Here is an 11849-nt window from a genome sequence, read left to right as displayed (position 1 = left end):
GACTCGCCCTGCGCGCGACGTGCGCGCACAGGTGCTTCTGAGGAAGAGAGAGGCTTGACCAAGCGTCCGAAAACGCGCGCGTTTAGTCCTGCTCGGCGAGAAAACGCTCGGCTTCGAGTGCCGCCATGCAGCCCATTCCTGCCGACGTGACGGCCTGCCGGTACATGTGGTCGGTCAGATCGCCCGCGGCAAAAACACCGGGGATCGACGTCGCAGTCGAGTCGGGTTTCGTGACCACGTAGCCGCCCATGTGGGTGTCGAGTTGGTCCCTGACCAGTTCCGAGGCCGGGGCATGACCGATGGCGACAAAGACGCCCGCGGCGGGGATCTCCGTGGTTTCACCGGTCTTTACGCTCTTGGCTCGCAGCCCCTCGACGCTGGTCGGTGCATCGGAGCCAAAGATCTCTTCCGGCGTATGATCCCAGAGAACTTCCACCTTCTCGTTCTTGAACAGGCGGTCCTGGAGGATTTTTTCGGCGCGGAGGCTGTCACGACGATGCACCAGCGTCACCTTGTTGGCGAAGTTGGTCAGAAACAGCGCCTCCTCGACTGCGGTGTTGCCGCCGCCGATCACGACGACGTCCTTGCCGCGATAGAAGAAGCCATCGCAGGTGGCGCAGGCGGAGACGCCAAAGCCCTTGAACTTTTCCTCGCCCGGCATGCCGATCCACTTTGCCTGCGCCCCGGTGGCGAGGATGACTGCATCCGCAGTATATGTCGTGCCGCTGTCGCCCTGCGCCGTGAACGGGCGCTTCGACAGATCGATGGCCGAGATATGATCGCCGATGATTTCCGTACCCACGGCGCGGGCGTGTTCTTCCATCTGGACCATCAGGTCGGGACCCTGCACCTCGGTCATTCCCGGCCAGTTCTCGACTTCGGTGGTTATGGTCAACTGGCCACCCGGTTGGATCCCCTGCACAAGGATCGGATCCAGCATTGCGCGACTGGCGTAGACGGCGGCGGTGTATCCTGCCGGCCCGGAGCCGATGATCAGGACCTTGGTGTGGCGGGTGCTGGACATGTGTGTCTCCCCTGGGGCAAAAGCGTCGCCGGTTCCGGCGTTCCGCCCGATATATGTGGGGTGGACGGGAACCGGAACCCCTTCTCGTTGCCGTGTGCAAAACGAGCTATGCACAGGGAACAAAGCGGACAAATGTTGCGCTAACGTGAAATAATGTTGCGCTCACCACGGGGGCTGGCTACTGTTTGCGAAATTCAGGAGAGCTGTATGCCGGGTTCCAAATTAGATCCGATCGACCGTCACATCCTTGCGGAGCTACAGGCGGACGGCAGGATGACCAATGTCGAACTTGCCCGGCGCGTCGGAATCTCGGCCCCGCCCTGTTTGCGGCGGGTTCGCACGCTGGAGGAATCGGGGTTTATTCGCGGCTATCACGCTGACGTCGACCCGCGCGAACTCGGTTTCGAGGTGCAGGTCTTTGCCATGGTCGGGCTGAGCAGCCAGGCGGAGGTGGACCTGTCGGCCTTCGAGGGCAAGTGCCGGGAGTGGCCGTTGGTGCGCGAGTGCCACATGCTCAACGGTGAGATCGATTTCATTCTGAAATGTGTCGCCCCGGATCTGTCGACTTTTCAGACATTCCTGACCGAGCAACTGACCGCTGCGGACAATGTGGCGAGCGTGAAGACGTCGCTGGTGATCCGCGGTGCCAAGGATGAACCTTCGGTGCCCTTCGAGGTACTGGAAGAACGGCTATCGCGCGACGCCTGAGGCCTTGCAGGGCTCGTGGACATGAGCGGCGGTTGTCGCTTCGGAGGTCTGGCAGCGGGCCTCAGCTTTGGCCGCGAGCGTATTTGAACGCGGCGGAAGCGCCCCAACCGGCGATGATCGCGATTGCGAGCGACAGAAGGCCGTAGAGCAGTGCCTGTTCCTGCGCCAGGGTATAGATCCAGCGTTCAATGCCGACCTTCCGGACGTCCAGTGCGCGGGCGTATTCGGCAACGACCTTCCCTTCCCGCGTCAGGAAAATACGGGTGGTGTATTCGCCCTCCACCAGGTTGGCAGGCAACGCAATATCGCTCCGGAAAAGCGTCTGTTCTGTCAGGTAGACACCGTTCTCTTCGATCCCGTAGAGACCGTCTTCCATCCTGATCCGGACCAGAGCGTCGATGAAGGGTGTGGTGTCGCCAACCTGTTCGGCGCCGCCGACAGAGCGGATCGCATGATCAATGGAGATCCGGTGGCGCGAATCGTCGCTCTCGTTGAGGATCTTGTCGAGCGGGCCTGAAGTCGCGACCTTGTAGAAGGTCGGTGCCGCATCGACGTCGAGCGCCTCCGCGTTCACCCAGATCCCCGCACGGCGGTCCTTCTTGCGCACGGTCACACGCTCCCTCGGGCCGGACACCGCGACAATCACGTCGAGCGGGGCGGCCACGGGCATCGTCGGGTCCTCCACGATGCTGCCGGGCTCGGGACGGACAGCGCCGAAGACCACGATGTCAGATCCCGAGAAGCTGGCCGTGATTGCGACGCGGCTCTGGCTCAAGTCGGCGACGATATGCTGTGCGCTGCCCGGCAGGGCGAGGTTCCAGAAAAGCGTGACGAGGGCGACGAGGCGGATCACGAGTGACCTCCCTCTGTTCCCAGCGAGTAGAGTTCGGCCGGCTGGATCAACAGGTCGGCCGCGAGCTTGCCACACACCAGCAATACGAGGCCGGCAAGCAGGACGCGAAGTTGCTCGGCCTTCAGTTTGGTACCGATCTGGGTTCCGATCTGGGCACCGACGACGCCGCCAATCAGCAGGAGCACCGCCAGGGCCATATCGACTGTATGGTTGGTGGTGGCGTGCAGAAGAGTCGTGAACGCGGTGACGAGGATGATCTGGAAGAGCGAGGTGCCCACGACCACCTTGGTCGGCATCCCGAGGATGTAGATCATTGCCGGCACCATGATGAAGCCACCGCCAACGCCCATGATCGCGGCAAGCACGCCAACAGCCATGCCGACAAGGATCGGCGGGATCACGGAGATATAGAGGCCCGACGTGCGGAACCGCATCTTGAGGGGCCAGGTGTGCACCCAGTTGCGCTGCCGTCGGACCGGGGGCTTGACCGGTTCCTTGGAGTTGGCGCGACGCAGGGCGCCGAGGGATTCCACGAACATCAGACCGCCGACGATGCCAAGGAAGATCACGTAGCTGAGCTTGATGAGCAGATCGACCTGTCCGAGCGACTTCAGGAAGTTGAACAGGACCACGCCGAAGGCAGCCCCGATCAGACCGCCGATCTGCAACACCGCGCCCATTCGGATATCGACGGTCTTTCGGCGCCAGTGCGCCAACATGCCGGAAAAGGAGGAGGCGACGATCTGGTTGGCCTCGGTCGCCACTGCGACAGCCGGAGGAATGCCGATGAAGAACAGCAACGGGGTCATCAGGAACCCGCCACCGACACCGAACATTCCCGACAGGATTCCCACGAGCCCGCCGAGCCCGAGGAGCAAAAATGCGTTTACCGAGACTTCTGCAATAGGGAGGTAGATCTGCATGGGTGACTGATAGTCCGCGAGCGCTATCGCGGCAACGCCGAAGCATCAATCGCGTCATTATTCCCACGCACATGCGCCCGGTTGCCGCACAACCGGGCGTGCCTGATGTCCAGCTTGCATACAGATGAAGCTGTTTTAGCGTTCCTTCACATAAGGCTGTCCACCCGCGCGCGGCGGGATCGCCTTGCCCACGAATCCGGCGAGGATCACGACGGTCAGGATGTAGGGCAGGCTGTCGAGCAATTGCACCGGCATCTTGAAGGGGAAGATCGCCTCTGCCACGTCAGTCCGCAAGGCCAACGCCTGAAGGGCGCCGAACAGGAGACAGGCACCAAGCGCGTACCATGGCCGCCATTTGGCAAAGATCAACGCCGCCAGCGCGATATAGCCCCGGCCAGCAGTCATATCCTTCACGAAACCGGCCTGAAGGCCGGTCGCCAGGTAGGCGCCCGCGATACCGCAGAGAAGTCCGGCAATCACGACGGCCGCATATCGCAGCCCAATGACGGAGACCCCGGCCGTGTCGACCGCTGCCGGGTTCTCGCCGACCGCGCGCAGGCGCAGTCCGAACCGGGTGCGATAGAGGATCCACCAGGTGGCCGGCACCGCCGCCAGTGCGACGTAGACAAGGATCGAGTGCCCCGAGATCAGTTCGGAATAGAGAAGTTGCAACGGGCCGGCTTCTGACAGCAACTCGCTGAGTGGGCGCCCGGTTTCGGCCGCCTCGTTGGGACCGATGGCGAAGGGCAGCTCGATACCTTCGAAGCGCGCCCCGCCGATGAGCGACGGTGTTCGGCCGCCCTGTTGGAACCAGTTCTGCGCGATGAGCACCGTCATACCGGACGCGAGGAAGTTCAGCGCCACGCCGGAGATAAGCTGATTGCCGCGAAAGGTGATCGAGGCAAGCCCGTGGATCGCCGCGAAGACCATCGACGCAGCGATACCGGCTAGCAGCCCGAGCCACACCGAGCCCGTGGAATAGGCGAATGCAGCCGAGAAAAAGGCCGCAATGAGCATTTTTGCTTCGAGACCGATGTCGAAGATCCCGGAACGCTCTGAGAAAAGGCCAGCGAGACATGCCAGCAACAGCGGTGTGGCCAGCCGGAGGGTGGAGTCAAGAATCTGGATGAGGGTCGAAAAATCCATGTCTTATTCTCCCGCCGCCTGCCTGCTGCGACGACGCCACAGGAAGACCCTTTCGATGGGCATGCGGACCATGTTGTCCAGAGCGCCGGTGAAGAGGATCACGAGGCCCTGGATAACGACCACCAGCTCCCTCGGGATCGACATCCAGAGCGCCAGTTCCGCGCCCCCCTGGTACAGGAACCCGAACAGGATCGCCGCGATCAGCACACCCGCCGGATGCGAACGCCCCATCAGTGCCACGGCAATGCCGATGAAGCCCGCACCTTCGACCGAGTTCAGCACCAGACGGCCGGCTTCGCCCTGCACGGTGTTGATCGCCATCATTCCCGCCAGCGCCCCCGAAATCAGCATGGACCCCATGATGATCTTGGTGGGCGAGATCCCCGCATAGACTGCCGCGCTCTCGGATTTGCCGAAAGCCCGCAACTCGAACCCGAAACGGGTCCTCCAGATCAGCAGCCAGACCACCAGGCAGGCGACCAGCGCGATGAGGAAGCTGATATTGGCCGGCACCGACTTGGGAAAGGCGATGATCGGGCTGAACATGTCATGGAAGCTCGGAAGGGCTGTTCCGTCGGGGAACTTCGCCGAGGCCGGATCCATGGAAGAGGGCGGGCGCAGTACGTTTACCAGCATGTAGTTCAGCACGGCCGCGCCGATGAAGTTGAACATGATCGTTGTGATCACGATATGGCTGCCACGCTTGGCCGCGAGGTAGGCCGGAATCGCCGCCCAGGCTGCGCCAAAGAGCGCCGCGCCCAACGTGGCAGCCGGCAGGGCGAGGGCCCAGTGTGGCCATGGCAGCGCAAGGCAGACCAGCGCCACGCCAAGGCCGCCGAGCGTCGCCTGCCCCTCGCCACCGATGTTGAACATCGCGGCGTGGAACGCGACCGAGACCGCCAGTCCGGTGAATATGAAGTTGGTGGCGTAGTAGAGGGTGTAGCCCCAACCATAGGGCGAGCCGAGCGCACCCTGTACCATCAGCTTGAGCGCGGCCCAGGGATCTTCACCGATCCCGAGAATGACCAGTGCGGAGATGATCATCGCCAGCACCAGCGAGATCAGAGGCACGAGGACCACGTCGGCCCATTTCGGCATCACTTCCATCAGGAGTTCTCCCCGTTGGTCACGCCGGCCATCAGCAGGCCAAGCTCGCCTTCATTTGTTTCGGCGGGCAGGCGCTCGCCCATGATGCGGCCGTCGAACATCACCGCGATGCGATCCGACAAGCCCATGATCTCGTCAAGCTCCACGGACACCAGAAGGATCGCCTTGCCCGCGTCACGCAACTCGATGATCCGCTGATGAATGAACTCGATGGCGCCGATATCGACGCCGCGTGTCGGTTGGCCGACAAGCAACAGGTCCGGGTTGCGCTCGATCTCGCGCGCCAGGACGATCTTCTGCTGGTTGCCACCCGAGAAGTTCTTGGCGGCCAGTTGCGGATGTGGCGGACGGACGTCGAAGCGCTCCATCTTGCCTTCGGTCTCTGCGCGAATGCCTGCATTGTCCATCAACCAGCCGGAACTGTACGCAGGATCCCACTGGTAGCCGAAGACGATGTTCTCCCAGGCCGTGAAATCCATGATCAGCCCGGCGCGCTGGCGATCTTCCGGGACGTGAGCAATGGACCGTTCACGGCGAGAGCGGCCGTCGGAGTGCTTTCCGGTGAGGTCGATCTCGTTTCCGTTGATCTGGATCGATCCCGTGGCAGCGGTGATCCCGCCAAGCACGTTGAGCAGTTCCGACTGGCCATTGCCGGCGACGCCGGCGATGCCGAGAATCTCCCCAGCGCGGACCTCGAAGGAGACGCCCTTCAGGCGCTCGACCTTGTCCTCGTCCACCACTCTCAGGTTCTCGACTTTGACAATCGTGGCACCAGGTTGGGCGGGCTTCTTGTCCACTCGCAGCAGGACCTTTCGTCCGACCATAAGCTCCGCGAGTTCTTCAGGAGAGGTCTCGGCCGTCTTGACGGTCGCGGTCATCTCGCCGCGTCGCATGACAGATACCGTGTCCGTGACATCCATGATCTCGCGCAGCTTGTGGGTGATCAGGATGATCGTCTTCCCCTCGTCGCGCAGACCACGAAGAATGCGGAACAGGTGGTCGGCCTCGGCCGGGGTCAGCACGCCCGTCGGCTCATCGAGGATCAGGATCTCGGCATTGCGGTAGAGCGACTTAAGGATCTCCACACGCTGTTGCTGTCCGACGCCGATCTCCTCGATAACTGCGTCGGGGTCGACGTTCATCTCGTATTCTTCTGCAATTTCCGTAAGGTGCTTGCGTGCATTGGACATCGTGGTCGCCAGAAGGGCGCCCTCCTCGGCGCCAAGAACCACGTTTTCCAGGACCGTGAAGTTCTCCACCAGCTTGAAATGCTGGAACACCATGCCAATGCCCGCGGCAATCGCGGCCTGGCTGTCGGGTATTTCCGTCGGCTGGCCGTTGATCAGGATCTCGCCCCGATCTGCCTTGTAGAAGCCATAGAGGATCGACATCAGGGTAGACTTCCCGGCGCCGTTCTCGCCGATGATGCCGTGAATTGCACCCTTGGCAACAGAGAGCGAAATATCCTTGTTGGCCTGTACCGGGCCAAACGCCTTGGATATGCCGCGCAGCTCGATCGCGGGCGGGGATCCCGGAGCGGCACCCGCTGCTCCTGCGGAATTGTCGGCGAGATCCTTCATGTCCATCCCCTCATTTCTGGCCATCGGGGCCGCAACGTGTCGCGCGGCCCCGGTGGTTGTCTTGGATCCGGCGGGGATCAGAAATCGTAGGCCGGGCAGGAGCTGTTTTCGTAGTAACTGACGACTGAAATCTCGCCGGCAATGATCTTTGCCTTGGCGTCTTCGACAGCTGCCTTCATGTCGTCGCTGAGCAGTTCGGCGTTGTTCTCGTCCACGGCGTAGCCGACGCCATCTTCGGCGAGTCCGAGAGTCATGCTCTTTCCGGTTTCGATGTCGGGACCAGCTGTCATCGCGTCATAGACGGCGACGTCGACGCGCTTCAGCATCGAGGTCAGGACCTTGCCCGGATGCAGGTGGTTCTGGTTGCTGTCGACACCGATCGAGAGGATGTTCTCGTCTGCGGCGGTCTGCAGCACGCCGACACCGGTGCCGCCTGCGGCCGCGTAAATCACGTCCGCGCCCTGGGAAATCTGGGCCTTGGCAAGCTCGGAGCCCTTGACCGGATCATTCCATGCCGCAGGCGTTGTCCCCGTCATGTTGGCAATGATCTTGGCGTCGGGCTTCACGGACTTGACGCCCTGCGCGTAGCCGCAGCCGAAATGCCGGATCAGCGGAATGTCCATTCCGCCGATGAAGCCGACCGTGTCGCTTTCGGAGGCCATCGCGGCCAGCATGCCCACGAGGTAGGAGCCCTGGTGCTCCTGGAAGCTGATCAGCAGTACGTTGTCGGGAATCTCCGGCAGGAAGCCGTCGACATTCACGAACTTGGTGTCGGGGTAGTCCTTGGCAACCTCGCCCATGATTTCCGCAATGGCGAAGCCGGTTGTGACGACCGGATTGAATCCCGCCTCGGCGAAGCGGCGCAACGCCTGTTCCCGCTGGGCTTCGGACTGGATCTCGATCTCGCGGTAGGAACCGCCGGTGTCCTTCGCCCATCTTTCGGCGCCGTTGAAGGCCGCCTCGTTGAAGGATTTGTCGAACTTGCCGCCAAGGTCGTAAATCAACGCCGGCTCGGCCAGCGCTGCGCCAGCGGCCAGCGCCATCGTGGCTGCTGCGCCGAGAATGCTCCGCATGAATGTCATAAGTTGTCTCCCGGTTGGGTTTGTCTCGCCGGGCCGGATGGCCCGAACCGTGAAAGCGACTGGATCTCTTTCCGGATCACGGAAGAATAAGGCCGCAGCGTGCGAGGGGGGTCAACCGGTTTTAACACTTCCGCACGGATCAAGGCCGCAGCTTTTGCCGATTCAGTCCAATGACTTGGCGTAGATCAATGCGTCGATCCGGGTGCCGTCGGGTCCGGTGTAGTAGCCTGGCCGCTGTCCCGTCTGTCGATAGTCGCTCGATTCGTAGAGCGCCAAGGCAGCGGCATTGTCGGCGCTGACCTCCAGAAAGGCGGTCCGGGCACCTTCTGCGCGTGCTTCCGCCTCGAAGGCGGCCAGCAGGGCGCGCCCGGTGCCATGTCTGCGGTGAGCGGGAGAGACCGCGAGCGTGAGCAATTCCGCCTCGTCGACCACGACGCGGCCAAGGGCAAAGCCGAAGGCCGACTCGCTCAGGAATACGCCGGGCGTGCCCATGATCCCGGTCAGTTCGCAGGCCGACCACGGGCGTGGCGTGGTGAAACAGGCCGTGTGCAATGCGGCCATGGCGGCGGGGGTCACGGGAGTATCTCTGGCGGAGGGTCGGCCGGCGGTGCGGCATCGGCTGCCCGAAGGTAGAGCGGTGCGGGACGTGGCAGGTCCGTCAGATGGCGGCGACTCGCCGCGATCCGGGCGATGGCGACTGCGAGCGGGTGCACCGGTTTCGCGACCTCCGCCGACAGGTTCCCCGCGAGGGTCTCGGCATGATCGCCCACGCAGACGAGCCCGTCGCGGAACAGCGTCGCGGGAAGCGCATCGAGCGGGCAGAGTTGGGGCGGCTCTGGCTCTGGATCGGCCAGTTGCAGGTAAACACCGGCACGGCGCGCATCCAGGCTGGAGAGCACCGGTCGGGGCAGGTCGAGCGCAAGGGCTTCGAGGCTGGAAACCCCAACCGCGGGGATCCCGACAGAGAGCGACAGGCCGCGCGCAAGCGCGACGGAGATCCGGACGCCAGTGAAATTGCCCGGACCGATGCCCGTGCCAATGGCGTCAAGATCCGATGGCGCAATACCTGCCTCGGCCAGAAGCTCCTCGATCAGTGGCGCCAGTCGCTCCGCCTGTCCGCGCGCCATCTCCTCATGGCGATGCGCCAGGATGTCACCCCCGGCCAGGACAGCCGCCGTGCAATGCGCGGCGGATGTGTCGAAGGCCAGGGTGATGTGGGAATGGCCGGTCGTGGCAGGAGGCGGGGTGGTTTCGGTCACGACGTCAGTTCCTGCCCTGTCCGTCTTCAGACGGCGACGGGGCGCACCTCGACAACTTCGGGAATGTAGTGGCGCAGCAGGTTCTCGATCCCCATCTTCAGCGTGAGCGTGGAGGAGGGGCAGCCAGCACAGGCGCCCTGCATGTGAAGGTAGACGACGCCGCGATCGAACCCGTGGAAGGTGATGTCACCGCCATCCTGTGCCACTGCCGGGCGGACGCGAGTGTCCAGCAGATCCTTGATCTGGCCGACTATCTCGGCATCCTCGCCGCTGTGTTCGGCATGACCGCCAGCCCCGGCGCCGTCTTCGGCAATCACCGGCTGGCCCGATTGGAAATGCTCCATGATCGCCCCCAGGATCGAGGGTTTCACGTGATCCCACTCCACCTCGTCGGACTTGGTGACCGTGACGAAATCGTTGCCGAAGAACACGCCGGTCACACCCGCCACGGAGAAGATGCGGCTGGCAAGAGGCGACCGATCCGCTGCATCGGAGCTGGGAAAATCCGCGGTGCCGGCATCGAGCACGGTCTGACCGGGCAGGAATTTCAGGGTGGCCGGGTTCGGGGTCGATTCAGTCTGGATGAACATGTCGGAAGCCTTTCTGGGTCGGCTTCGTATATGCGCCTGCAAGGCCGCGAAGTCAATCCATCTGGAACGATTCTAAGTTGGTCAGGTAATCGCCTCCAACTGCTCCTTGCTGAGGCCGCCGGGAACGATCGTGATGGGGATTGGCAGGGTTCCGGAGGTCTTGGTCAGTTGGGTGACAAGCGGTCCGGGCCCCCCCTTGCCGGTACCCGCACCAAGAACCAGCACGCCGATATCGCCATCATCCCGGATCTGGGCCATGAGTTCGGGCACAGGTTCGCCCTCGCGAATGACAAGGTGCGGGTCGACGCCCTGTCGGTCACGCATCCACTTGGCAAAGACCTCGAAATGAACTTCGATCCGCTCTCGGGCCTCGGCGCGCATGATGTCGCCAATGCCGATCCAGTGCTGGAATTCCTCCGGTGGGATGATGGACAGGATCTCGACACCACCGCCTGTGTTGGCGGCCCGCATTGCGGCGTACCGCATCGCGTTCAGGCATTCGCGGCTGTCGTCCAGCACCACAAGGAACTTGCGCATCTGTCGTCTCCCCAAAGGCACAATCCGAAATCCGTGCCGCCTCAGGCAATCTGACGTCGCAAGGCGCGCAGGACAAGCGAAACCGCAAACCCGCAGAGTTGAAGGGCAAAGGCGATGAGCGCGGCAATGGTTGCGCGGGCCATGTCGCTGAGCCGTACCAGGGCTCTGAAGGTGCGGCTTTTGCCCATGGCTCGCAGGGCCGGGCGGGTTCCGTCTCCGGCGACGCTGGAAAGCCGGGCAAGGCGTGCCGCGTCCTCGGCCGAGTCGACATGCCGCATCATCAGCAACGTGTCCGGCAGCGATGTATTGCGTTGCACCGTCCCGAGATCGCCGGCAATCCGGGCAAGCGGCTGCAATCCCTCACCACGCACCATGACGCCAATCGGCGGCGTCGCGGCACGCAGGGTGCGGGTGAATCCTGGCGTCATCGTGCCGAGCCGACGGGACAGCCGCAGACTGGTTGCGCCGAGCTTGGCAAGCCCGGAACCGCCCGCCGTGACCAGCACCGCCGCGCTTGCGCCAAGCCCGAGGGAGGCCAGCCCGACCTCCAGTTGATCCACTTCCTTTCCGGTGCCCCATGCCACGGCCGCGCGCCTCAGGGCATTGGCGTCACCGACCGGCGTCAGCTCGATAGGGATGGCGCAACCGGCCATGAGGGTGAGGCTTTCGCAGGAGGTGATGTCCCAGGCACATTGAAGGCACGCCTCTGTCTGACCGATCAAGCTCTCGGACCGGGCTGTCAGCGCGTCAATCTGTTCCGATTGGTGGCGGGGAATTTCGGTGCCGGTTTTCTCGGCCAGCGCGACATAGTCGCCGAGCGCGAGGAGATCCTCACGCGCCAGTGCGTCATCGATCCTTGGTTGCAACCAGGCGGTGTCGATCTCGCGGGCAAGCATTCGGTCCAGCGCACGTTGCGCCGCCGCCTCGCTTCGCAGCACGAAGGGGGAGGCGAACGGAGACTGCGACAGCAACCAAAGCGACAGCGCTCCGGAGACGAGCGTGCCGAGGGTCAGCAGCTGCCTCAGCCGCCGACGCACGGG

Annotated in this window: 13 protein-coding genes; 1 reads left to right on the top strand and 12 read right to left on the bottom strand. The window is 63.2% G+C overall.

The annotated features are described in order from the left end of the window. Nucleotides 1-82: 82 nt before the first annotated feature. Nucleotides 83-1024, bottom strand: coding sequence for a thioredoxin-disulfide reductase (trxB, locus tag CLV78_RS09110; protein WP_106204452.1), 942 nt, complete (start codon nt 1022-1024; stop codon nt 83-85). 207 nt (nt 1025-1231) lie between these two features. On the opposite strand from trxB, the gene CLV78_RS09105 reads away from it, so the two are divergent. Next, entirely contained in the window at nt 1232-1732 is a 501-nt protein-coding gene (locus tag CLV78_RS09105; RefSeq protein ID WP_106204451.1) for an Lrp/AsnC family transcriptional regulator, read from the top strand. Between the two features lie 61 nt (nt 1733-1793). Here CLV78_RS09105 and CLV78_RS09100 read toward each other — a convergent pair whose 3' ends face one another. From CLV78_RS09100 to CLV78_RS09050, 11 genes are all read right to left on the bottom strand, one after another. Continuing rightward, nucleotides 1794-2585, bottom strand: coding sequence for a TIGR02186 family protein (locus CLV78_RS09100; RefSeq protein WP_106204450.1), 792 nt, complete (start codon nt 2583-2585; stop codon nt 1794-1796). Next, on the bottom strand, nt 2582-3508 hold the full coding sequence (locus CLV78_RS09095) for a sulfite exporter TauE/SafE family protein (RefSeq protein WP_106204449.1): 927 nt from the start codon (nt 3506-3508) through the stop codon (nt 2582-2584). The genes CLV78_RS09100 and CLV78_RS09095 overlap by 4 nt, the downstream gene beginning before the upstream one ends. 135 nt (nt 3509-3643) lie before the next feature. Continuing rightward, nucleotides 3644-4654 carry an ABC transporter permease gene (locus tag CLV78_RS09090; RefSeq protein ID WP_106204448.1) on the bottom strand — a complete coding sequence of 337 codons (1011 nt, stop codon included), beginning with the start codon at nt 4652-4654 and terminating at the stop codon, nt 3644-3646. A gap of 3 nt (nt 4655-4657) precedes the next feature. Further along, nucleotides 4658-5761, bottom strand: coding sequence for an ABC transporter permease (locus tag CLV78_RS09085; protein ID WP_106204447.1), 1104 nt, complete (start codon nt 5759-5761; stop codon nt 4658-4660). Then, nucleotides 5761-7341 carry an ABC transporter ATP-binding protein gene (locus CLV78_RS09080; RefSeq protein ID WP_106204528.1) on the bottom strand — a complete coding sequence of 527 codons (1581 nt, stop codon included), beginning with the start codon at nt 7339-7341 and terminating at the stop codon, nt 5761-5763. The genes CLV78_RS09085 and CLV78_RS09080 overlap by 1 nt, the downstream gene beginning before the upstream one ends. Nucleotides 7342-7418: 77 nt before the next feature. Beyond that, nucleotides 7419-8423 carry a BMP family lipoprotein gene (locus tag CLV78_RS09075; RefSeq protein ID WP_106204446.1) on the bottom strand — a complete coding sequence of 335 codons (1005 nt, stop codon included), beginning with the start codon at nt 8421-8423 and terminating at the stop codon, nt 7419-7421. Between the two features lie 162 nt (nt 8424-8585). Next, on the bottom strand, nt 8586-8999 hold the full coding sequence (locus tag CLV78_RS09070; RefSeq protein ID WP_106204445.1) for a GNAT family N-acetyltransferase: 414 nt from the start codon (nt 8997-8999) through the stop codon (nt 8586-8588). Then, nucleotides 8996-9682: a tRNA (adenosine(37)-N6)-threonylcarbamoyltransferase complex dimerization subunit type 1 TsaB gene (gene tsaB / locus CLV78_RS09065; RefSeq protein WP_245924884.1), complete on the bottom strand. Its 687-nt coding sequence runs from the start codon at nt 9680-9682 to the stop codon at nt 8996-8998. Before tsaB ends, CLV78_RS09070 begins: the two co-directional genes overlap by 4 nt. A 26-nt stretch (nt 9683-9708) precedes the next feature. After that, complete coding sequence (locus tag CLV78_RS09060; RefSeq protein WP_106204444.1) at nt 9709-10272, bottom strand: NifU family protein; 564 nt, start codon at nt 10270-10272, stop codon at nt 9709-9711. Nucleotides 10273-10353: 81 nt separating this feature from the next. Continuing rightward, nucleotides 10354-10809: a universal stress protein gene (locus tag CLV78_RS09055; protein ID WP_106204443.1), complete on the bottom strand. Its 456-nt coding sequence runs from the start codon at nt 10807-10809 to the stop codon at nt 10354-10356. A 41-nt stretch (nt 10810-10850) separates the two neighbouring features. Beyond that, nucleotides 10851-11846 (bottom strand): hypothetical protein, encoded by a 996-nt coding sequence (locus CLV78_RS09050; RefSeq protein WP_106204442.1) that lies wholly within the window; start codon nt 11844-11846, stop codon nt 10851-10853. Between the last annotated feature and the right edge of the window lie 3 nt (nt 11847-11849).

This window comes from Aliiruegeria haliotis, assembly GCF_003003255.1.
GTDB lineage: Bacteria > Pseudomonadota > Alphaproteobacteria > Rhodobacterales > Rhodobacteraceae > Tropicimonas > Tropicimonas haliotis.
The sequence above is the reverse complement of the archived record's forward strand: the minus strand, read 5'-3'. Positions and strand labels throughout refer to the sequence as shown.